We start from the raw sequence: 21,423 nt of genomic DNA on the forward strand, positions 1-21,423 counted from the left end.
GATCAGCCTTCCAGACGCGTCAGATCGGCCACCTGCAGGCAGACCGTGCGGATCCGCGACAGGAGGTTCAGACGGTTGCGGCGCAGGATCTCGTTGTCGGTATTGACCTGCACCGCCTCGAAGAAGGCGTCGAGCTCGGGCCGGATCGCGGCCATGGCGCCCATGGCGGCGGGGAAGTCCTCGGAGCCCATGGCCGGGCCGATCTTGGCGTCGGCGGCGTCGAGCGCGTCGAAGAGCGCGGTCTCGGCCTCGGTCTCGGCGAACTTGCGGTCGGCGCCGAAGCTGTATTCGACGCCGTCCTTCTCCTCGGCCTGGGTGAGGATGTTGTTGGCGCGCTTGAAGCCCTGCACGAGGTTCTCGCCGTCCTCGGTGGACAGCACCGCCTGTAGCGCGCGGGCGCGTTTCACTAGCAGCGTGAGGTCGTCGGCCTGCGGCATGGCGAGGCAGGCGTCGATGACGTCGTGGCGCACGCCTTCGCCCTTGAGGTGAACCTTCAGGCGGTCGTGGAAGAAGGCGAGGAGGTCGGCGTCGATGCGCGCGCGCTCGCCCTCGGGGATCTTGTCGGCATCGCCGAAGCGGGTCGCGAGGATCTCGGCCAGCGCGGTGTTCTTGCCGAAGACCTCAAGAAGGGCCAGGCGCTTGTCGTTGTCCGTCAGAAGCCGGATCACCCCCAAGGCCGCGCGGCGCAGCGCAAAGGGGTCCTTCGACCCGGTGGGCTTCTCGTCGATCGCCCAGAAGCCGGTCAGCGTGTCGAGCTTGTCGGCCAGCGCCACGGCCACCGAGACCGGCGCCGAGGGCACCGCATCCGAGGGGCCGAGCGGCGAGTAATGCTCTTCGCAGGCCGCCGCGACCTCGGGCGAAAGCCCTGCGGCCTCGCTGTAATAGCGGCCCATAAGCCCCTGAAGTTCTGGAAACTCTCCGACCATCTCGGAGGAAAGATCCGCCTTGACCGTGCGCGCGGCCTGTTCGGCCAGATCGGCATCCGCACCGACCTCGGGCGCGATCTCGCGGGCGAGCGCCGCGATCCGCTCGATCCGGGCCTTCTGGTTGCCGAGCTTGTTGTGGAAGGTCACATGGGCGAGCTGGTCGAGCCAGGGTGCCATGGCCAGATCCTTGGCGATGCGCAGGTCGTTCTCCCAGAAGAACTTCGCGTCCGAGAGCCGCGCGGCCAGCACCTTCTGGTTGCCCGCTAGGATCGTCGCGCCATTGTCCGCGGTCTCGCGGTTGGCGACGGTCACGAAGCGCTCGATGCGGCCGGTCTTGGGGTTGCGCAGCGAGAAGAACTTCTGGTGCTCCTTCATCGAGGTCATCAGCACCTCGGGCGGCAGCTCGAGGAACTCCGCGCCGATCTCGCCCATGAGCACCACCGGCCATTCGACCAGCCCCGCAACCTCGGCCAGGAGGCCCCGATCCTCGACCACCTCGAGCCCGGCGGCGAAGGCGGCATTGGTGGCGTCGTTCCAGATCGCCTCGGCGCGCTCCTCGGGATCGAGCATGACCTTGGCGCGCTTCAGCTTCGCGGCGTAATCCTCGAAGGAGGTGACGGAAAACGACTCTGGCGCCATGAAGCGGTGGCCCTCGGTCACATCGCCCGCGGTGATCCCGTCGACGTCCAGCGGCACCACCTCGGTCTCGCCCGTGTCATTGGTCAGGATGCAGAGGATGCGGTGCAGCGGGCGCACCCAGCGCAGGCTGCCCGCGCCCCAGCGCATGGACTTCGGCCAGGGGAAGTTGCGGATCGTCGCCTCGAGCACCTCACCCACGATCTCGGGCGCCGGGCGGCCCGGCTTCTCGATCACCGCGTAGAAGGTGCGGCCCTTCTTGTCCTCGCGCTCCTCGAGATCCTCGCGCGCGACGCCCGCGCCGCGAAGGAAGCCCTCGATGGCCTTCTCGGGCGCGTCGACCTTGGGGCCCTTGCGCTCTTCGCGGGTGGTGGGGCTGTGGGCGAGCAGACCCTCCAGCGTCAGCACCAGCCGCCGGGGCGTCGCGAAGGCGCCGGCATGGGCATAGGTCAGCCCTGCCTCGACAAGGCCGTCGGTGACCTTCGCTTTCAGATCCTGCGCCGCGCGCGCCTGCATCCGCGCCGGGATCTCTTCGGAGAAGAGTTCGATCAGAAGGTCGGGCATCGGGCCTCTCTGCTATCGCCAATCCGTTCAGTCAGTCGGGCGCGGGATAGCGGGGCGGGGCGGCAAGGTCCAGCGGGAAGCGTCAGGAGGCCTTGGCCGCCTGGCGCCGCGCCTCGGCCTTGGCGCGCGAGGCCAGGGTCTGGACGTCCGGCCCCGCGCGGGCGGGCACGATGCGGTATTTCGCCTCGACCAGGTTCTCGAGCGCGAAGCCCAGGAGCCCCAGCGCCACCACGCCCAGGAGGATCCGCCCGAAGGGGGCCGCGCGGAGCTCGCCCAGCGCGGCGCCGATGCCGCCGGCGTTTTCGGGCGAGGTGGTGAAGCCCGCGCTGATGATCAGCGCGCCGATGATCGCGATGAGCGCGCCTTGGGCCAAGAAGCCCGCCTGCAGCGCCGGGTCGAGCTTGCGGGTCAAGGGTGCCACGCGGATGTGCCGTTTGTAGGTCTGCCGCCAACCCTTCTGCATGTAGTAAAGCCCCGCGCCGATGGTGCCGAGCCCGATTGCCGCGACGATCCAGGGGCCGTAGGGCAGGGTGAGGATCTGCGCGGTCCAGTCCTGCGCCGCGCCGCCGCCGCCACCTGAACCCGAGCCCGAGCCGCCGCGCGCCAGCCCCAGGACCGAGAGGCCGAGGCCCGCGTGGATCGCCCCGGTGACAACCAGGCCGCCGCGTTCGAAGAGCCCCGAGCCGTCGCCGCCCCGGCGTTCGAGGTCGTACCAGGCGGCCAGGAAGCGCCAGAGCGCATAGGCCAGGAGCCCCAGTGCCACGGCCCAGAGCGCGGCGCTGCCGAAGGGCGCCCGGCGCAGCTCGGCCAGCGCGTTGGTGGTGCCCTCGGCGGCCCCGCCGGTCAGAGCGGCGGTGAGGGCCAGACCGCCCACCAGCGCGTAGACGACGGCGCGGGCGGAATAGCCCGCGCGCATGACGGGGACGACCCAGGCGGGGGCGCTGTCTTGCGGCATCTCGGAACCTCCTCGGCGCGTGCTGTGCTCGATGCCACAGCGCGCGGAGGGCGGATGCGGTTCCGTTGGGGATTGGGGGCGAAGGGGGCCGGGCTTGGGATGCGGCGCGCGGATGGACGCAGACGCTCTCCTTCTCAGCCCTTGGCCGCGCCGTTCACTCCCGCGTCGGGCAGTCGTCGCCGAGCGGCGTGCCGTCGTAGGCCTTCTCGCCGCAGTCGTTGACCTCCTGCCAGACGTAGCCGCGGCCCGCCTCGGTCAGCGCCACCACCCGGTCGATGCCGAACTCGATGTTGCGCGCCACGGTCAGCACCCGCGCCTCGCCCGAGGCGATCTGCGCGCCGATTTCCTCGGCGTCGAAGCAGGAGAACCAGAACGGCGCGTTGCGCGGCACGGCGCCCTCGTAGGGCACGCCCTCGACGGCCTCGGGTGCGGTCTCCAGGTCGAAGCAGGCGCGGTAGCGCAGGGGCGAGCTGTCCGCGTCGATGCCCTGGTAGTTCGCGATGGCGATCTCCTGCAGGCTCGCTTCGGTCGCCAAAAGCTCCAGCGCCGCCTGATCGGGCGTGCGCTCGTAATAGGCAAAGACCTGCAGGTAATACATCGCCGCCCCGCCGATCGCGGCGCAGGCGAGGATCACCAGGGCGACGAGCTTGCCGCTCATGCCGCGCCCGTCGCGGCCGGCGTGGTCACGAAGGCATCGGCGCACATCTTCGCCAGGGCCCGCACGCGACCGATATAGGCCTGCCGCTCGGTGACCGAGATCACCCCGCGCGCGTCGAGCAGGTTGAAGAGGTGGCTGGCCTTGATGCATTGGTCATAGGCGGGGTGCGCCATGACGATGCGCCGCTGCATCTTGGGGTCCTCGGCGGGGGCCTCGAGCAGCTTCTGGCATTCGGCCTCGGCGTCCTCGAAGTGGCGCAGCAGCATCTCGGTCGAGGCGTGGTCGAAGTTGTGGCGGCTGTATTCCTCCTCGGTCTGGCGGAAGACGTCGCCGTAGCTCAGCGGGATCGGCGCGGAGGGATCGTTGAAGGGCATTTCCATCACGTGGTCGATGCCCAGGACATACATCGCCAGCCGCTCGAGCCCGTAGGTCAGCTCGCCCGAGACCGGCGCGCAATCGTGCCCGCCGACCTGCTGGAAATAGGTGAACTGCGAGACCTCCATGCCGTCGCACCAGACCTCCCAGCCGAGCCCCCAGGCGCCGAGCGTCGGGCTTTCCCAGTCGTCCTCGACAAAGCGCACGTCGTGCAGCTCGAGGTCGATGCCGATGGCGCGCAGCGAGCCGAGATAAAGCTCCTGCAGGTCTGGCGGGCTCGGTTTGATGATCACCTGGTACTGGTAGTAGTGCTGCAGGCGGTTGGGGTTCTCGCCGTAGCGCCCGTCGGTGGGCCGGCGCGAGGGCTGCACATAGGCCGCCGCCCAGGGCTGCGAGCCCAGCGCGCGCAGCGTGGTGGCCGGGTGGAAGGTGCCCGCGCCGACCTCCATGTCGTAGGGCTGCAAGACCGCGCAGCCCTTCGAGGCCCAGTAGGCCTGGAGGCGCAGGATGATCTCCTGGAAGCTCTGCGGCGTGTCGCGATTGTCCATGGGCAGCCCGTCCTTTCTGTCGGCGCTTGATTAGGACGCCACATTCATGGGGTCAATTGCGGCGCTGACCAATATTTGACGTGCAGCGGCCTTGCATTCTGCGGCAAGATCCCGCCGCAACCACAAGAGGCAGAAAGGGACAGCCGCAGCATGACACGGTCGGGACTATTGGCGGGCAGCGCGCTTTGGATCATGGCCTCCGCGGCCGCCGCGCAGGAGGCGTATTTCATCCAGATCGAGGCGCATCCGGCCCTGACCGTGGCAGAGGACCGCGCAAGGGCCTTTGCCGCGCGGCTTTCGGATGTGAACGGCTTCTCGCTGGGCGGCGGCTGGTATGGCATCGCGCTCGGGCCCTTCACCGAGGACGAGGCCAATGCCCAGCGGCTGGCGCTGCGGCGGCAGGGGCTGATCCCGTCGGACAGTTTCGTCGAGGAGGCCGAGGAATACGCCCAGCGCTTCTGGCCGGTGGGCGCCGGCGCGATCCGCACGCCCGAGCCCGCGCCCCAGGGGGACGGGGCCGAGGAGGCGCAGGTCGTGCCGGAACCCGAAGCCGCACCCGAGCCGCAGATCGAGGAGCCGCAGGAGACCGTCGCCGAGGCGCGCCGCTCCGAGCAGGCGCTGACCCGCGAGGACCGTGAGGCGCTGCAGGTCGCGCTGCAATGGGCGGGCTTCTACCAGGGCCGCATCGACGCCGCCTTCGGGCGCGGCACCCGCGGCGCCATGGCCGCCTTCCAGGAGGCCAACAACTTCGAGGTCACCGGCGTGTTGACCACCCGCCAGCGGGCCGAGCTTTTCCGCCAGTATAACGCCGTGCTTGACGGCATGGGGCTCGAGCGCGTGACCGACCGCCGCGCCGGCATCGCCATGGAGATCCCCACGGGCGTCGTGGCCTTCGACCGCGCGGAATCGCCTTTCGTGCATTACGCCCCCACCGGCGCGGTGCCCGAGGCGCAGGTCCTGCTGATCTCCGAGCCCGGCGACCGGCGCACGCTTTATGGTCTTTACGAGATCATGCAGACGCTGGAGATCGTGCCCGTCGAGGGCGCGCGCGAGCGCTCCGGCGACAGCTTCACCCTGACCGGCGAGAACGGCCGCATCGTCAGCCACACCGAGGCGCGCGTCGCGGATGGCGCGATCAAGGGATTCACCCTGGTCTGGCCCGCCGGCGACGAGGAGCGCCGCAGCCGCGTGCTGGCCCGGATGCAGGAGAGCTTCGAGCGGCTCGAGGGTGTGGTCCTCGACCCCGCAACGCTCTCCGAGGAGGAGCAGGCCATCGACCTCGTCGCGGGTCTGCAGGTGCGCCAGCCCAAGAACGTGGCCTCGGGCTTCTTCGCCGATGCGCGCGGGCGGGTGCTGACCGCCGAGCGCGCGGTCGAGGCCTGCGGGCGGATCACGCTTGACGAGCTGACCGAGGCGCAGGTGGTGGCGCGCGAGAACGGCATGGCGCTGCTCGAGCCGCAGTCGCCGCTGGCGCCACGTGACGTGCCGGTGTTCCGCACCGAGGCGCCGCGGCTGCAGTCCGAGGTGGCGATCTCGGGCTTCTCCTACGGCGGCGTTCTGGGCGCCCCGACGCTGACTTTCGGCACGCTCGCCGACATCCGTGGGCTCGACGGCGAAGAGGGCATCAAGCGCCTCGCCGTCGCCTCGCGCCCCGGTGACGCGGGCGGCCCGGTGCTCGACGGCGGCGGCGCGGTGGTCGGCATGGTGACGCCGGTGACCGACGCGGGCCGGCAGCTGCCCGAGGACGTGAGCTTCGCCACCGCCTCGGCGCGGCTGGTGGCCTTCTCCGAGGGCGCCGGCGTGGCCGTGTCGCGCGGGGAGGGGGAGCTGTCCATGGCCCCCGAGGACCTGACCCAGATCGCCCGCAGCATCACGGTGCTGGTGGAGTGCTGGGAGTAGGTTTGCGGGCTGGGGGGGCGGTTTGGTTGGTGGGGCCGTGAGGCGCAGCTGGGCCTAGCTTACTTCGGCGTGGTTTGGACTGCGAAAGGGCGGTGAGCATGTGACCCGCCCGTCAGCGGTTTGGACCGCGTGAGGGCGGTGACCGTGTACGCCGTCCTTGAACGGATTAGCGCGCGTGAAGCCGGTGACAGCATGGGCCGTCCTTGAGCGGTTCAGACGACGTGTGTGCGGTGGCGATCTGCGCCGGACCGGTGTGGTGACGCTTGGCACACTTTGTGACTGACGCTCTAGAAGGCATGAAGCCCGCCCATTCCCTCGCGCAACACCCACCACCCGCAGACCAACCTGCGCCCGAACAGCACCGAAGGTGCCGGGCGCGCGCCGGACCGGCCCCTTGGGCCGGCGCTCCTTGGGGTGGCGTGCATAGCTCACAGTGAGCAATGACCTTGCTGCCATAAAGCGCATAGCCCCGAGGTCAGCAGCGCCGGCCCCCGGTCCGGCGCGCGCCCTCTGGTGTGAGGGGTGTCGAGGGGGTTGGGGTGCTTGGGTTGAGCGGGTGTGCTCCAACGGCCCAGGTTCTGTCGTCTCAGCCGTGGGCGTGCGAACCGGCGCACATCGCGCCAGCTTAGATGAGGCGGAGCCAAGCGGTGAGGCCGTGGCGTCTCTGGCGTGGCGGAGCCAACCGGCGCAGACCCAACATTTCAGGCGGGCGCCCTCAACCGCGCAGATCACAGCTCTCGACCGACGCGGCGTGACCCGCTGGTGACGCGCTCCAAGCCGAGGCTTCACCAACCGCCGGACGTCTCGCTATCCTAGCGGAGCAGTGGCTCACCGGAAGGCGCACCTCACCCCCGCCCCCCGAACAGCCGCTTCAACGCCCCCCATTGGCTCACGAAGACCCCCGCGAGGATCAGCGCCAGGGCGGCGAGCAGCGAGCTGTGGAAGGGCTCGTCCAGGATCGCGATGCCCAGCACCACCGACCAGACCGGCACCTGGTAGTTCGTCAGGCTCATGAAGACCGGCCCGGCGCTGCGGATCACCAGGACCCGCAGGAGGTTCGCCCCGGCGGTGGGCACCAGCCCCAGGAGCGCCAGCCAGAAGAGCGTCTCCTGCGCGGGCAGGGGCGGCGGGCCCTCGAGGCCCCAGGCGACCGAGACGATGGCCACGGCCCCGATCAAAAGCGGCACCGCGGCAAGCCCGATCGGATCGACCGGCGGCAGCCGCCGCATCAGGACCGAGGCGGTCGCGTAACAGGCCGCGGCGCCGAGGCAGGCCAGCCGCCCGAAGGGCTCGAGCGGATCGCCGGTGGACTTCAGCGCCGAAGGGCCGATCAGCACCACCACGCCCAGGAAGCCCACCAGGAAGCCGATCAGCCGGCGCAAGGACATGCGCTCGCCCGGCACGAAGAAATGCGCCAAGGGCAGCACCATGAGCGCCACGGCGGCCATGGAGACCCCGGCAAACCCCGAGGTCACGCGCAGCTGGCCCCAGCTCAGAAGCAGGAAAGGCAGGGCGCTGTTGCAGATGCCGATCACCACCACGTTGCCCCAGGGGCGCTCGGGCCCGCGGAAGAAGCGCCCGCCGAGCGCCAGCCAGACCGCCGAGGTCAGAAGCGCCGCAAAGGCGATGCGATAGGCGGCCAGCCAGGCCGGGGTGATCCCGGGCAGCGCCAGCTCGATGATCAGGAAGGTCGCGCCCCAGACGAGGCCCAGCGCGCCGACCATCAGCCAGGAGAGGCCGGTGATCTCCGGGGTGGCGGGGGTGGAGGATGTGCTCATCTGCCTCTTTCCGTCTCATTCGCCGGCGCATTCGCGGGGCGACAGGCGGGCTTTGCCGCGCTCCGCCTTTGCGCCAGCCCCTCGGCGCGCTAGTCTTCCCGGCAATCGACCAAGAGAGGAGCGAATGCCATGGACATCTTTTTCATTCTCGTCGTGCTGATCCTGCTCGGCCTGCTGGCCTTCTGCGTGATCCAGCTCAAGGACTGAGGCCCGTCGCCCGAGGCGAGGGGTCAGGCACCGCCCGCCCGCGCATGGGCTTCGCGCCCGGCACGGCCCCGAGACGAAGACGCCCCCGCCTCGCGGCAGGGGCGCTTTCGCGGTTGAGGCAGGGCCTCAGTTCTTGGCGCGGTCGACCATCTTGCCGGCCGAGATCCAGGGCATCATGCCGCGCAGCTTCTCGCCGACTTCCTCGATCTGGTGGGCGTCGTTGAGGCGGCGCGTTCCCTTGAAGAAGGGCTGGCCGACCTGGTTCTCCTGCATGAAGTCGCGCACGAAGCGGCCGGACTGGATGTCGTTCAGGACCTCCTTCATGCGCTTCTTGGTCTCCTCGTAGGGCAGGATCCGCGGGCCCGAGACATATTCGCCGTATTCGGCGGTGTTCGAGATCGAGTAGTTCATGTTGGCGATGCCGCCTTCGTAGATCAGGTCCACGATCAGCTTCACCTCGTGCAGGCACTCGAAATAGGCCATCTCGGGGGCGTAGCCGGCCTCGACCAGGGTCTCGAAGCCCATGCGGATGAGCTCGACCAGGCCGCCGCAGAGCACCGCCTGCTCGCCGAAGAGGTCGGTTTCGCATTCCTCGCGGAAGTTGGTCTCGATGATGCCCGAGCGGCCGCCGCCGATCGCCGCGCAGTAGCTGAGGCCCAGCTCCAGCGCCTTGCCGGTCGCGTCATTGTCGACCGCGACAAGGCAGGGCACGCCGCCGCCCTTGGTGTATTCGCCGCGCACCGTGTGGCCGGGGCCCTTGGGCGCCATCATGATCACGTCGACGCCGGGCTTCGGCTCGATCAGGCCGAAATGCACGTTGAGGCCGTGGGCGAAGGCGATGGCCGCGCCTTCCTTGAGGTTGTCATGCACGTATTTCTTGTAGGTCTCGGCCTGCAGCTCGTCGGGCATGGTGAACATGATCAGGTCGCACCAGGCCGCGGCCTCGGCGATCTCCATGACCTTCAGGCCCTCGCCTTCGGCCTTCTTGGCCGAGGCCGAGCCCTCGCGCAGGGCGACGACGACGTTCTTGGCGCCCGAATCGCGCAGGTTCAGCGCATGGGCGTGGCCCTGGCTGCCGTAGCCGAGGATCGCCACCTTCTTGTCCTTGATCAGATTGATGTCGCAGTCGCGATCGTAATAGACGCGCATGTCCCGTCTCCTGTGGGTCGTTGGTTGCTGAGGCAGAGACTAGCCATGCCAGGCCGAGCATGTTTGCGTTTTTCGAGGAAATGCGCATAAAGGCGGAAATGTCATGCGTCTGATTTCTGGAATGCGGTAAGATCATGCTCGACGACACGGATCGGCGCATCCTGCGCCAATACCAGGCCGCGCCCGAGATGACCGGGCAGGAGCTGGCCGACCGCGCGGGGGTGACCGCCTCGACCCTGGCGCGCCGGCTCGAGCGGATGCGCGCGGCGGGCGTCCTGAAAGGCACGCGGGGGGTGATCGACTGGCACGCCCTGGGCTACGCGGTCGAGGTCAGCCTGCGGGTGACGCTCGACAAGTCCCAGGCCAATGCCTTCGAGGAGTTCGCCGCCGCCGCCCGCGAGGTGCCCGAGGTCTTGGAGATCCAGACCTTCCTCGGCCAGGTCGACGTGCGGCTCGCGGTGATCGCGCGGGATCTGGCGCATTACCAGCAGCTCTATCGCGAGCGGCTCCTGGCGCTGCCGCATATCACCGATCTCGAGGCGCTGATGCATGTCGCCCGGGTGAAGTATGATGAGACGCTGCCGTTGTGAGGGGGGGGTGCGGGGACGAGCCGGGCGTTTGGCCCGCGCATTCATTTTGCATGAAGCACGCCATCTCAACCCGCCCCAAAGGCGCGGGGCGACCAGCCCCGGGCCGCGCCCGACCCTCCCCCCGGGAGGGCGCTTTTTCCCTGTCAGCCTTAATCCGACCCCGCCAATGGGGTTGCGAGATAAAGCGCCCGGCGCGGGGCGGTCGCCTGCGCCCACCCAGGGTCGGGCGCGGCCCTCTGTTTCTGAGGTGGCGCGGGGTGGCATCGGGCTGGGTGATAGGTCGCGCCTTAGCCAAGCCGACATGAGCACCCACCCTGGCCTCAGCGCCTGCCTCTTCACGCTGATCATGGCCGACCTAACCACCCGCATCACGCCCCACCTCGCTACCACGCCCACGCCGCCTGCACCCGAAAACCCGCCTAACCTCGCCACCCCCCCAACACCAAGCCTCTCCCGAAAGCCCGCCCCATGATCGACCTCGACGACACCGACCGCGCCATCCTGCGCGCGCTGCAGGACCAGGCGGATCTCTCCGCCGGTGCGCTCGGGCGGCGGCTCGGGCTCTCCCAGCCCGCGGCCTGGCGGCGGATCAAGCGGCTGCGCGAGGCCGGGGCCTTCCGGGGCGCGCGGCTCGATCTCGACGCCGAGAAGCTGGGCTTCGGGGTCACCGTCTTCCTGGGCGTGAAGCTCGGCACCAAGGGGCAGGCCTCGCTCGGGGATTTCGAACGCGCGGTCTCGGCCATCCCCGAGGTGCAGACGGTCGAGCATATCCTCGGGATGTATGACTACCGCCTCCGGGTCGTGGCCCGCGACCTGTCGGACTTCGAACGGGTGCTGCGGCGGCGCATCATGACCCTGCCGGGGGTGGCGAGCCTCGATGCCAATGTCCTGCTTTCCGAAGAGCGACGCCCGGGTCCGATCGGCTGACGCCCGTGCCCCTCGTGCGGGCCCGTGCCCGCAGATTGGCTTTGCGCCGCGCGCCGCGAGGCGCTACCCGAACGGGCAAGACCTGCACAGGAGACGAGCTTATGGCATTGCGCGACGACATCGACCCCGAGGGGCTGGACGAGTTCTCGGTGGTCTTCACCGACCGTTCGCTGAACCACATGAGCCAGGGTTTCCAGCAGGTGATGCGCGACATCTCCGAGACCCTGCGCGAGGTCTACAAGGCCCATGCGGTTGCCGTGGTGCCCGGCGGCGGCACCTTCGCCATGGAGGCCGTCGCCCGCCAGTTCGGTCAGGGTGCCGAGACGGTGATCGTGCGCAACGGCTGGTTCTCCTACCGCTGGAGCCAGATCTTCGAGGCCGGCGGCTTCGGCGGCGCGACCCATGTGATGAAGGCCCGCCGCACCGGCAACGAGGTGCAATCGCCCTTCGCCCCCGCGCCCATCGAGGAGGTCCAGGCCAAGATCCGCGAGACCCGGCCCGACCTGGTCTTCGCCCCGCATGTGGAGACCTCGGCAGGGATCATCCTGCCCGACGCCTACCTCAAAGGGTTGGCCGAGGCCGCTCATGAGGTCGGCGCGCTTCTGGTCCTGGACTGCATCGCCTCGGGCTGCGCCTGGGTCGACATGGCGGCGACCGGCGTCGACGTGCTGATCTCGGCGCCGCAGAAGGGCTGGTCGGCGACCCCCTCGGCGGGGCTCGTGATGCTCTCCGAACGCGCCGCGGCGCGGATGGAGGAGACCACGGCCGACACATTCGCGGTCGATCTGAAGAAATGGCGCGCGATCATGGCGGCCTACGAGGGTGGCGGCCATGCCTATCACGCCACCATGCCCACCGACGGGCTGCGCGGCTTCCGCGATGCCATGCTGGAGACCCGCGAGCACGGGCTCGACCGGCTGAAGGAGGCACAGTTCGAGCTGGGCCGCCGGGTGCGCGAGAGCCTCGCCGCGCGCGGCATCGCCTCGGTCGCCGCCGAGGGCTACGGCGCGCCGGGCGTGGTGGTCAGCTACACCTCCGACCCCGAGGTGCAATCGGGCCGGGCCTTCGCCAAGAACGGCACCCAGATCGCCGCCGGCGTGCCGCTGGCCTGCGACGAGCCCGAGGGCTTCGCGACCTTCCGGCTGGGGCTCTTCGGGCTCGACAAGCTCTATGACGTCGACGCCACGGTGGCGCGGCTCGACAAGGCGCTGGACGCAGCGCTCTGAGATCGGGACAGGGCGCGCGGGCAGGGTTTGTCCGCGCGCTTTGGTTTTGCAAGGAGGGTGGGCTTTGGCGGTCCCGTCGGTGCCCGATCCCACGCCGGGCCACTGCGGGGCGGGCGTAAGACCTTGGGCGCATCCGGTCCGGGAGGCGCAGCCCCAGCTTCCCAAGAAAAGTGCGGCTGACCACGCATCCAATGCAGGCCACTCGCCGCGCACCGCGCCTGCCGCGCACTCCCAGCCACAGCGATAACACGCGCCCCGCGCGCCTTGCCGGTTGCCATGGCCCCTTCCTCCTGTTGTGATCGGAAGGAACATGATTGACCGACGGCGGAACGGTCGGCACCGGCGGCACGCCCCATGGCAAAAGGTCTAATATCGGGGCCGCCGCACGATGCCTAACCTCGCCGCAAAAGGAGAGGACATTCCATGCAGATGAGCGATTCCCGCGAGGTGGATGCACCGCGCGAGGTGGTCTGGGCGGCAATCCTTAACCCCGAGGTGCTGAAGGAATGCGTGCCCGGCTGCACCGAGATGACCGGCACCCCGGAAGACGGCTTCCAGGCCACCGTGGTGCAGAAGGTCGGCCCGGTGAAAGCCACCTTCAAGGGAAACGTCGTCGTCTCCGAGCGGGACGAGCCCAACTCGCTGAAGCTCAGCGGCGAGGGCAAGGGCGGCGCCGCGGGCTTCGCCAAGGGCGGCGCGACGGTTCGCCTCGAGGAGAACGGCGCGGGCACGCTTCTGCATTACGACGTCGAGGCCAATGTCGGCGGCAAGCTCGCCCAGCTCGGCTCGCGCATCATCGACGGCTTCGCCAAGAAGATGGCCGACCAGTTCTTCACCCGCCTGCAGGAGGCCATCGAGGGCCCGCAGGACCCCGAGGAGGCCGCCGAGACCGAGGCCACCCCGGGCGACAAGAAGAAGGGCTGGTTCAAGCGCCTCGTCACCTGAGCCGCGGGCGGGCCCGCCCGCCCCGGACACCGGACCCTCCGGGCGCGCATCCGGAGGACAGACCATAAGGACATGAAGGTCCAAGGGAGGATTGAATGACCAAAGTATCCATGACCGTGAACGGCAAATCCGTCTCGGGCGAGGTCGAGGGCCGCACCCTGCTGGTGCAGTTCCTGCGCGAGAACCTGCGCCTGACCGGCACCCATGTGGGCTGCGACACCTCGCAGTGCGGCGCCTGCGTGGTGCATGTCGACGGCGAGGCGGTGAAGGCCTGCACGATGTTCGCCGGCGAGGCCGAGGGCGCCCAGGTCACCACCATCGAGGGCATGGCCAATGCCGACGGCTCGCTGAACACCATCCAGCAGGCCTTCCAGGATCACCACGGGCTGCAATGCGGCTTCTGCACCCCGGGCATGGTGATGTCGGCGGCGGCGCTTCTGAAGGAGAACCCGCAGCCCTCCGAGGCCGAGGTGCGCGACTACCTCGAAGGCAACATCTGCCGCTGCACCGGCTACCACAACATCGTCAAGGCGATCATGGCCGCCAGCGGCCAGGACGTGGGCAAGATCGCCGCCGAATGACGCCGCGCGGGCGGGGGAGGAGCCCCGCGCGCGTCCCAGATCGCGACAAGGCGGGCGCGACCCGCCGATCCAAGGGAGGATTGGAGACATGCCGAAGGACAATGGCATCGGAGCCAGCACGAAGCGCCGCGAGGACGTGCGCTTCCTGACGGGCGCCGGCAATTACACCGACGACGTGAACGTATACGGCCAGGCCTATGTGCATTTCCTGCGCTCCGACGTGGCGCATGGCCGGATCAGCAAGATCGACACATCCGCCGCCGAGGCCATGCCCGGCGTGGTGCGGATCTTCACCGGCAAGGACTTCGAAGGCATCGGCGGGCTGCCCTGCGGCTGGCAGGTGACCGACCGCCACGGCGCGGCCATGAAGGAGCCGGGCCACCCGGTCCTGGCCCAGGGCAAGGTGCGCCATGTCGGCGATCCGATCGCCGCGGTGGTGGCCGAGAGCCTCGCCGAGGCGCGCGACGCCGCCGAGGCCATCGAGGTCGAGATCGAGGATCTGCCCGCGGTCGTGGACATGAAGGCGGCGCTCGAGAGCGGCGCGGCCAAGGTGCACGACGATCTCGACGACAACCTCTGTTACGACTGGGGCTTCGTCGAGGAGAACAAGGAGGCCGTCGACAAGGCGATCTCCGAGGCGGCGCATGTCACCACGCTGGAGCTGAAGAACAACCGGCTGGTGGCCAACCCGATGGAGCCCCGCGTGGCCGTCGGCGACTACAGCGCGGCGAACGACGAATCGACGCTCTTCACCACCAGCCAGAACCCGCATGTGATCCGGCTCCTGATGGGCGCCTTCGTCCTCGGCATCCCCGAGCACAAGCTGCGCGTGGTGGCCCCGGACGTGGGCGGCGGCTTCGGCACCAAGATCTTCCACTACGCCGAAGAGGCCTTCTGCACCTTCGCCGCCCGGCAGCTCAAGCGCGCGGTGAAATGGACCTCGACCCGCTCCGAGGCCTTCATGTCCGACGCCCATGGCCGCGACCATGTGACGAAGATCGAACTGGCGCTCGACGCGGAGCACAACTTCACCGCGATCCGCACCGAGACCTACGCCAACATGGGCGCCTATCTCTCGACCTTCGCGCCCTCGGTGCCGACCTGGCTGCACGGCACGCTGATGGCGGGCAACTACAAGACGCCGCTGATCTACGTGAACGTGAAGGCGGTCTTCACCAACACCGTGCCGGTCGATGCCTACCGCGGCGCGGGCCGGCCCGAGGCGACCTACCAGCTCGAACGGGTGATCGACAAAGCCGCCCGCGAGCTGGGCGTCGATCCGATCGCGCTCCGGCGGCAGAACTTCATCACCGAGTTCCCCTATGCCACGCCGGTCGCGGTGGAATACGACACCGGCGACTACCCCGCCACGATGGACAAGCTCGAGGAGATCGCGGACATCAAGGGATTCGCCGCCCGCCGCGCCGAGAGCGAGAAACGCGGCAAGCTGCGCGGGCTCGGGGTGAACTGCTACATCGAGGCCTGCGGCATCGCGCCCTCGAACCTGGTCGGCCAGCTCGGCGCCCGGGCGGGGCTTTATGACGCCGCGACCGTGCGGGTGAACGCCACCGGCTCGATCAGCGTCATGGTCGGCGCGCACAGCCACGGGCAGGGGCACGAGACCTCCTTCCCGCAGGTGGTCGCCGAGATGCTGGGCATCGACGAGAGCATGGTCGACATCGTGCATGGCGACAGCTCGAAGATCCCCTTCGGCATGGGCACCTACGGCTCGCGCTCGATCGCGGTCTGCGGCTCGGCCATGGTCCGGGCGACCGAGAAGATCATCAACAAGGCCAAGAAGATCGCCGCCCATCTGCTCGAGGCCTCCGAGGCCGACATCGAGCTGAAGGACGGCCAGTTCTCGGTCGCGGGCACCGACAAGTCGGTCGCCTGGGGGGATGTGACGCTGGCCGCCTATGTGCCGCACAACTACCCGCTCGAGGACATCGAGCCGGGCCTCGAGGAGACCGCCTTCTACGATCCTGCGAACTTCACCTATCCCTCGGGCGCCTATGCCTGCGAGGTGGAGCTGGATCCCGAGACCGGCAAGGTCACTATCGAGCGCTTCGCCGCGGCGGACGACTTCGGCAATATCATCAACCCGATGATCGTCTCGGGGCAGGTGCACGGCGGTCTGGCGCAGGGCATCGGGCAGGCGCTGCTCGAGGATTGCGCCTACGACGAGACCGGGCAGCTGATCTCGGCCTCCTACATGGACTACGCCATGCCGCGCGCCGACGACGTGCCCTTCTACGCGGTGGACCACTCCTGCCAGACGCCCTGCACCCACAACCCGCTGGGGGTGAAGGGCTGCGGCGAGGCCGGGGCCATCGGCTCGCCGCCCTCGGTGATCAACGCGGTGATCGACGCGCTGCACTCGGGCGGACACAGCCATGTGACGCATATCGACATGCCGGCCTCGCCCTCGCGGGTCTGGGCGGCGATGCACGGATGAGCGGCTGCCGCCCCGGCCTTTGTGCCGGGGCGGTGTGTCTGGGAATTTCGCAAGGGCCCGCCGATCCGTCGGTCGCGGTCCGGGAGGACTGAAGATGTATAATTTCGAACTGGTCACCCCCAGCTCCGTCGACGAGGCGGTCGCGGCGCTCGGGGAAGAGGACGCCCAGCCGCTCGGCGGCGGGCAGACGCTGATCCCGACGCTGAAACAGCGGCTCGCCATGCCGACCAAGCTGGTGAGCCTGTCGCGGATCGACGCGCTGAAGGGCGTGAAATCCGAGGGCGGCGCACTGGTCGTGGGCGGCGCCACCACGCATGGCACCGTCGCGCGCGAGGCTGCGGGGCAGTTCCCGGGGCTCGCCGATCTTGCCGCCCATATCGGCGATCCGGCGGTGCGCAACCGCGGCACCATCGGCGGCAGCCTCGCCAACAACGACCCCTCGGCCTGCTACCCGGCGGCCGCACTTGGCACCGGGGCAACCATCGTGACCAACAGCCGCGAGATCGCCGCCGACGACTACTTCCAGGGCATGTTCGCCACCGCGCTGGAAGAGGGCGAAATCATCACCGAGGTGCGCCTGCCGATCCCGGAGACGTCGAACTACCAGAAGTTCGAACAGCCGGCCTCGCGCTTCGCGCTGGTCGGGGTCTTCGTCGCGAAATACGCCGACGGCGTGCGCGTGGCGGTCACCGGGGCCTCGAATGACGGCGTCTTCCGCTGGTCCGAGGCCGAGGCGGCGCTGGCATCGAATTTTGCCGCCGATGCGGTCGAGGGGCTCTCCGCGCCGGACGGCTCTGGCATGATCTCGGACCTGCACGGCTCGGGCGCCTATCGTGCGCATCTGGTGAAAGTGCTGACAAAACGGGCGGTTGCGGCCGCCTCCTGAGGTTCTGCCTGAACTGAGAAGACCCCCGCCGGACCCCGCGCCGGCGGGGGTTTCCTTTGGCACCCCAAGCCCCATTGCCCCCGCCGGCCGATCGCGCCAGTCTGCCGCCCAAGCAGCCGCAGAAGGACGAGGCCCGCGCCCCATGGATTACCTGTTCGACCCCCGCCCGCAGCCCAGCCTGCCCGTCAAAGGTGAGGCCGCGCGCTTCCCCGTGGGCCGCATCTTCTGCGTCGGGCGCAACTACGCCGCCCATGCCGCCGAGATGGGCAATGAGATCGACCGCGAGGCGCCCTTCTACTTCACCAAGTCCGCGCATCATCTGGTCGGCCCGGGCAGCCACCCCGTGCCGCCGCGCACCGGGGATTATCACCACGAGGTCGAGTTCGTCCTGGCGCTCTGGCGCGCGGTCGACCCCGCCGATCCCATGGCATCGGTCCTGGGCTATGCCGTCGGGCTCGACATGACCCGCCGCGACCTGCAGGCGGCGGCCAAGGCGAAGGGCCGGCCCTGGTCGACCGCCAAGGACGTGGAGGCCAGCGCCGTGATCGGCCCGCTGACCCGCGCGGAGGACTTCGGCGCTCTGGACGACCAGCGGCTGGCACTCTCCGTGAACGGGACGCTCCGGCAGGAGGGGCGGCTCTCCGAGATGGTCTGGTCGGTGCCCGAGATCCTCGCCGACCTGGCCACGCTCTACACACTGGCCCCCGGCGACCTGGTGATGACCGGCACGCCCTCGGGCGTCGGGCCGGTGGGGCGCGGCGATGTGCTCGAGGGCAGCTGCGACGGCCTCGACCCGGTGGCGCTGACGCTCACCTGAGGCCCACCAAAAATCACGCCGGGGCAGGGCGCCCGGCCCCCCTTGGGCCAAAAATCCACACAACGCAGGAATGATCTGGCCCAGGTTGATCGGTCACCGGCGCCATGACACTTTAAAGTGCGGGTGGCGCTGCGAAGGGTTGCGCGCATAGTCAGGACCAAGCGCGGAACCTCGATTGCCCTGCAATGCCAAAAGCCCCGCCGCAGGCTATGCCTGGCCCCCCAAGGGGCAGGTGCCGCCCTACCTGAGGCTGACCCGCGCGGGCCCCGGCGTCAGCTTCGCGGGGCTCGCGGAATGCACCCTGGGCCGCCCGCTCTACAATCCCGCGACAGGCCAGGACGAGGGCGTCTTCGCCCGCTGGGCCTGGGACGGCAGCCAGCTCACCGCCGAGGTCGATCCGCTGGGCTTCTTCAGCCTCTTCGTCTGGCACGACGGAGAGAGCGTGATGATCTCGCCCTCGGTCCTGCAGCTGATCGCCCAGGGCGCCGATCCGACGCCCGACGCGCGGGCGCTGTCGGTCTTCTACCGGATGGGCATGTTCATCAACGAGGACACGCCCTTTGCGGCGATCAAGGTGCTGCCGCCGGGCGGGCGTCTGACCTGGTCCGAGGGGCGGCTCTCGATCACCCGGCATGACATGCCCATAGCAGAGCAGAGCCTCACCCGCGACGCGGCGGTCGAGGGGATCATCGACCTGACCCGCGCCTCGCTGCGGAACATATCCGAGGCGAGCCCCGAGAAACTGGTCCTGCCGCTCAGCGGCGGGCGCGACTCGCGGCACATCCTGCTGGGGCTCGACCACCTGGGCGCCCGGCCCGAGCGCTGCGTGACCTACCAGCACTGCGGCGCGGAGCTGAACAGCGAGGCCCGCGCCGCCCGGGCGATCTGCGAACGGCTGGGCGTCCGCCACGAGGTGCTGGGCCAGCCGCGACCGATGACCGGGGACATCCTGCGCAGCCTGACGCTCACCAGCCTCTGTTCGGACGAACACGCGCAGATGCTGCCGATGCACGACTACCTCGCCCGGCAGTCCGGCGCGGCGCTCGACGGGATCGGCGGGGACATCCTGACCAACCCCGACAGCTCCGCCGCCGAGCAATACGCCCGCGCCCAGCGGGGCGATTACGCCGGCATCGCGCGGGCCATGATGGCGGGTCACGCGAAGGTCCTGCGCCGGCCCGGCAGCGCCGAGGGGCCGGGCGAGGTCTACGCGGGCCTGCCCGAAGAGGAGACCGTCGCCTATGTCGCCGAGGCCATCGCGCGGTTCCGCGACGCGCCGGACCCCTACCAGTGCTTCTGGTTCTGGCACCGGACCCGGCGCGAGATCGGCTTTGTCTCCTCGGCGCTTTTTGCCAGCGGCAAGGGCGTCTTCTGCCCCTATCTCGACACCCGCTTCGTGCAGTTCTGCCTGACCCTGCCCTGGGCGGTAACGCAGGACCGGATGCTGCACGACGATGCGCTGACGCGCGGCTACCCGGAGACCCGCGACGTGGCCTTCGGCGATTCCTTCGCGCCCGCTGCCGCCGCCAGGGCGACGCTGTCGTCGCGGATGCGGAAGGTCAGCATGGGGCTCGGCACGCTGCGGGTTCTACAGCCGCAGAGCCCGCTGGCCGAGGGGCGGCAGTTCCTTCTGGGCTCGCCCGCGCTCCGCCGTCAGCCGGGCGAGGTCTACCAGTTCCACAACCTCGCCGTGACCGGCATGGATGCGGGCCTTGCGCAAAGGCTGCTCGACCGGGCCGCCGGGCTTTATGCGACGGCCCCGCAGGCGCTCGTCTCGGATGTCTTCGATCCCCGGGAGGCGGCATGAAGCTCAATCCCCTGAGGCTCCTCGCCGGGCGCACCGCGCGGTACATGCACCAGAAGCGCCGCTCCGCCCGGGCGCGCTTTCACAGCCGCGCCTTCAGCCGCACGACCGAGCGGCGGGTGCTGCTGCTGACCCTCGACGAGCGCATCCCGCAAAGCCAGGTGCATCCCTTCCACCACTACGCCCGCGCCATCCGCGACGGGCATGACGCCGAGGTCCGCGAGGTCACCACCGCGGCCTATCTCGAGGGCCACTGGCCGGGGCTTGATGGCGCGACAACCGTCTGTTTCCAGACGAATTTCGACGTCTCCGAGGGGGAGTTGCAGCGCCTTCTCGACACCATCCGCGCCCGCAACCCCGAGGCGCAGCTGGTCTACCTCGACTGGTTCGCGCCGACCGACCTGCGGCTGGCGGAGCGGCTCTCCGATCACGTCGCGCTTTACGTGAAGAAACACGTCTTCGCGGACCTGTCGCGCTACGGCGAGGTGACGCTCGGCGACACGAACCTGACCGACTATTATGGGCGCCGCTTCGGGCTGGAGATGCCCGAAACCCGCTTTGCCGTCCCACCCGGGTTTCTCGACAAGCTTCTGGTCGGGCCGTCCTTCGCCACGGCGGATTTCATGATCGGCACCTTTGCGGGGCCCGCACCCCTGGGCGGGAGCGACCGGCCGATCGACATTCACGCCCGTTTGGCCGTGCAAGGCACCGATTGGTACCAGAGCATGCGCGCGGAAAGCGTGGCGGCGGTCACGGCGCTTAAGGACGTGAATAGCCTGACCGAGACCGGCGTCGGGCAGGTGCAATACCTGCGCGAGCTGCAGCATGCGAAGCTCTGTTTCAGCCCCTTCGGCTACGGCGAGGTTTGCTGGCGCGACTTCGAGGCCGTGGCCAATGGCGCGGTGCTTCTGAAGCCCGACATGTCCCATATCCGCACCGAGCCCGACATTTTCCGGCCCGGCGAGACCTATATGCCGCTCGCCTGGGACCTGAGCGACTTCGAGGAGAAGGTGAGGTGGCTCCTAGCGGATGAACCCCTGCGCGCGCGGCTCGCCCGGAACGCCTTCGCGGTGCTGCATGACTACGTGGCCAAGGGGCGCTTCGTGGAGCAACTGGCGCCGGTGTTTCGGTGAGCGGTGGGGGGCGGTTGAGTGCCGTCCGCGACGCATGGTTGTTTGGCTGCAGCAATGGACCTGCTCGCCTGAAAATCTGCAAGCGGGGCTCGATCGCACCCTGCCTTCGAGCAGCCAGCATCAGTCGCCTGCGGTCTCCTTTGTGGGTTCGGGCAGCAATACGCTGCCCGAAGCCGGTATTACTCAGCTGCAACGGCGGCGCCAGCACCCGTGTCGAAGCGTCCGGTGACCTGCTCCCCGTAGAGTCCGCGTTCTTTAGTTCGCTCTGTTCAGGTTTTGGTCCCCTTTCGACCGTTGGTGATATTCCCACGGGGTGAGCCCGTCGAGGCTCGTGTGGGGGCGGTGGTGATTATAGTCGGTGCGC

17 protein-coding genes are annotated in these 21,423 nt (G+C 69.2%); 11 read left to right on the forward strand and 6 right to left on the reverse strand.

The annotated features are described in order from the left end of the window. Window positions 1-2: 2 nt before the first annotated feature. The 4 genes from glyS to ACX938_RS12610 form a co-directional block, all read right to left on the reverse strand. Window positions 3-2,126: a glycine--tRNA ligase subunit beta gene (gene glyS, locus ACX938_RS12595; RefSeq protein WP_459431317.1), complete on the reverse strand. Its 2,124-nt coding sequence runs from the start codon at window positions 2,124-2,126 to the stop codon at window positions 3-5. 82 nt (window positions 2,127-2,208) lie between these two features. Then, the gene (locus ACX938_RS12600) at window positions 2,209-3,081 is read right to left on the reverse strand and encodes a DUF1206 domain-containing protein (RefSeq protein WP_459431318.1); all 873 of its coding nucleotides are present in this window, start codon (window positions 3,079-3,081) and stop codon (window positions 2,209-2,211) included. Between the two features lie 154 nt (window positions 3,082-3,235). Beyond that, on the reverse strand, window positions 3,236-3,739 hold the full coding sequence (locus tag ACX938_RS12605; protein WP_459431319.1) for a DUF6446 family protein: 504 nt from the start codon (window positions 3,737-3,739) through the stop codon (window positions 3,236-3,238). Next, window positions 3,736-4,662 carry a glycine--tRNA ligase subunit alpha gene (locus ACX938_RS12610; RefSeq protein ID WP_459431320.1) on the reverse strand — a complete coding sequence of 309 codons (927 nt, stop codon included), beginning with the start codon at window positions 4,660-4,662 and terminating at the stop codon, window positions 3,736-3,738. Before ACX938_RS12610 ends, ACX938_RS12605 begins: the two co-directional genes overlap by 4 nt. Before the next feature lie 150 nt (window positions 4,663-4,812). Here ACX938_RS12610 and ACX938_RS12615 point away from each other — a divergent pair, with 150 nt between their 5' ends. Continuing rightward, on the forward strand, window positions 4,813-6,561 hold the full coding sequence (locus ACX938_RS12615; RefSeq protein WP_459431321.1) for a peptidoglycan-binding protein: 1,749 nt from the start codon (window positions 4,813-4,815) through the stop codon (window positions 6,559-6,561). Window positions 6,562-7,406: 845 nt separating this feature from the next. On the opposite strand, the gene ACX938_RS12620 is transcribed toward ACX938_RS12615, so the two are convergent. Together ACX938_RS12620 and ilvC are read right to left on the reverse strand one after the other, a co-directional pair. Then, the gene (locus ACX938_RS12620; protein WP_232753083.1) at window positions 7,407-8,339 is read right to left on the reverse strand and encodes a DMT family transporter; all 933 of its coding nucleotides are present in this window, start codon (window positions 8,337-8,339) and stop codon (window positions 7,407-7,409) included. A gap of 333 nt (window positions 8,340-8,672) precedes the next feature. Continuing rightward, on the reverse strand, window positions 8,673-9,695 hold the full coding sequence (ilvC, locus tag ACX938_RS12625) for a ketol-acid reductoisomerase (RefSeq protein WP_232753082.1): 1,023 nt from the start codon (window positions 9,693-9,695) through the stop codon (window positions 8,673-8,675). 134 nt (window positions 9,696-9,829) lie between these two features. Here ilvC and ACX938_RS12630 point away from each other — a divergent pair, with 134 nt between their 5' ends. The 10 genes from ACX938_RS12630 to ACX938_RS12675 all read left to right on the forward strand — a co-directional run bounded on the left by ACX938_RS12630 (window position 9,830) and on the right by ACX938_RS12675 (window position 21,059). Further along, window positions 9,830-10,285 carry an Lrp/AsnC family transcriptional regulator gene (locus ACX938_RS12630; protein WP_232753081.1) on the forward strand — a complete coding sequence of 152 codons (456 nt, stop codon included), beginning with the start codon at window positions 9,830-9,832 and terminating at the stop codon, window positions 10,283-10,285. Window positions 10,286-10,753: 468 nt separating this feature from the next. Beyond that, entirely contained in the window at window positions 10,754-11,212 is a 459-nt protein-coding gene (locus tag ACX938_RS12635) for an Lrp/AsnC family transcriptional regulator (protein ID WP_459431322.1), read from the forward strand. Between the two features lie 101 nt (window positions 11,213-11,313). Further along, the gene (locus tag ACX938_RS12640; protein WP_459431323.1) at window positions 11,314-12,438 is read left to right on the forward strand and encodes an aminotransferase class V-fold PLP-dependent enzyme; all 1,125 of its coding nucleotides are present in this window, start codon (window positions 11,314-11,316) and stop codon (window positions 12,436-12,438) included. A gap of 423 nt (window positions 12,439-12,861) precedes the next feature. Next, window positions 12,862-13,383 (forward strand): CoxG family protein, encoded by a 522-nt coding sequence (locus ACX938_RS12645; protein WP_232753078.1) that lies wholly within the window; start codon window positions 12,862-12,864, stop codon window positions 13,381-13,383. Window positions 13,384-13,478: 95 nt separating this feature from the next. After that, window positions 13,479-13,964 (forward strand): (2Fe-2S)-binding protein, encoded by a 486-nt coding sequence (locus tag ACX938_RS12650; RefSeq protein ID WP_232753077.1) that lies wholly within the window; start codon window positions 13,479-13,481, stop codon window positions 13,962-13,964. An 88-nt stretch (window positions 13,965-14,052) separates the two neighbouring features. Next, window positions 14,053-16,419 carry a xanthine dehydrogenase family protein molybdopterin-binding subunit gene (locus ACX938_RS12655; protein ID WP_459431324.1) on the forward strand — a complete coding sequence of 789 codons (2,367 nt, stop codon included), beginning with the start codon at window positions 14,053-14,055 and terminating at the stop codon, window positions 16,417-16,419. Between the two features lie 94 nt (window positions 16,420-16,513). Beyond that, the gene (locus ACX938_RS12660) at window positions 16,514-17,305 is read left to right on the forward strand and encodes an FAD binding domain-containing protein (RefSeq protein WP_459431325.1); all 792 of its coding nucleotides are present in this window, start codon (window positions 16,514-16,516) and stop codon (window positions 17,303-17,305) included. Between the two features lie 142 nt (window positions 17,306-17,447). Next, window positions 17,448-18,122 (forward strand): fumarylacetoacetate hydrolase family protein, encoded by a 675-nt coding sequence (locus ACX938_RS12665; RefSeq protein ID WP_459431326.1) that lies wholly within the window; start codon window positions 17,448-17,450, stop codon window positions 18,120-18,122. A gap of 232 nt (window positions 18,123-18,354) precedes the next feature. Further along, window positions 18,355-19,929 (forward strand): asparagine synthase-related protein, encoded by a 1,575-nt coding sequence (locus ACX938_RS12670; RefSeq protein ID WP_459431327.1) that lies wholly within the window; start codon window positions 18,355-18,357, stop codon window positions 19,927-19,929. Next, window positions 19,926-21,059, forward strand: coding sequence for a glycosyltransferase (locus ACX938_RS12675; protein WP_459431328.1), 1,134 nt, complete (start codon window positions 19,926-19,928; stop codon window positions 21,057-21,059). The genes ACX938_RS12670 and ACX938_RS12675 overlap by 4 nt, the downstream gene beginning before the upstream one ends. Window positions 21,060-21,423: the final 364 nt, after the last annotated feature.

Source organism: Roseivivax sp., from assembly GCF_054552075.1.

Bases quoted from the DNA above. Each gene is read 5' to 3' on its own strand.
- glyS (WP_459431317.1), bottom strand. From the start codon at position 2,126: ATGCCCGACCTTCTGATCGAACTCTTCTCCGAAGAGATCCCGGCGCGG.
- ACX938_RS12600 (WP_459431318.1), bottom strand. From the start codon at position 3,081: ATGCCGCAAGACAGCGCCCCCGCCTGGGTCGTCCCCGTCATGCGCGCG.
- ACX938_RS12605 (WP_459431319.1), bottom strand. From the start codon at position 3,739: ATGAGCGGCAAGCTCGTCGCCCTGGTGATCCTCGCCTGCGCCGCGATC.
- ACX938_RS12610 (WP_459431320.1), bottom strand. From the start codon at position 4,662: ATGGACAATCGCGACACGCCGCAGAGCTTCCAGGAGATCATCCTGCGC.
- ACX938_RS12615 (WP_459431321.1), top strand. From the start codon at position 4,813: ATGACACGGTCGGGACTATTGGCGGGCAGCGCGCTTTGGATCATGGCC.
- ACX938_RS12620 (WP_232753083.1), bottom strand. From the start codon at position 8,339: ATGAGCACATCCTCCACCCCCGCCACCCCGGAGATCACCGGCCTCTCC.
- ilvC (WP_232753082.1), bottom strand. From the start codon at position 9,695: ATGCGCGTCTATTACGATCGCGACTGCGACATCAATCTGATCAAGGAC.
- ACX938_RS12630 (WP_232753081.1), top strand. From the start codon at position 9,830: ATGCTCGACGACACGGATCGGCGCATCCTGCGCCAATACCAGGCCGCG.
- ACX938_RS12635 (WP_459431322.1), top strand. From the start codon at position 10,754: ATGATCGACCTCGACGACACCGACCGCGCCATCCTGCGCGCGCTGCAG.
- ACX938_RS12640 (WP_459431323.1), top strand. From the start codon at position 11,314: ATGGCATTGCGCGACGACATCGACCCCGAGGGGCTGGACGAGTTCTCG.
- ACX938_RS12645 (WP_232753078.1), top strand. From the start codon at position 12,862: ATGCAGATGAGCGATTCCCGCGAGGTGGATGCACCGCGCGAGGTGGTC.
- ACX938_RS12650 (WP_232753077.1), top strand. From the start codon at position 13,479: ATGACCAAAGTATCCATGACCGTGAACGGCAAATCCGTCTCGGGCGAG.
- ACX938_RS12655 (WP_459431324.1), top strand. From the start codon at position 14,053: ATGCCGAAGGACAATGGCATCGGAGCCAGCACGAAGCGCCGCGAGGAC.
- ACX938_RS12660 (WP_459431325.1), top strand. From the start codon at position 16,514: ATGTATAATTTCGAACTGGTCACCCCCAGCTCCGTCGACGAGGCGGTC.
- ACX938_RS12665 (WP_459431326.1), top strand. From the start codon at position 17,448: ATGGATTACCTGTTCGACCCCCGCCCGCAGCCCAGCCTGCCCGTCAAA.
- ACX938_RS12675 (WP_459431328.1), top strand. From the start codon at position 19,926: ATGAAGCTCAATCCCCTGAGGCTCCTCGCCGGGCGCACCGCGCGGTAC.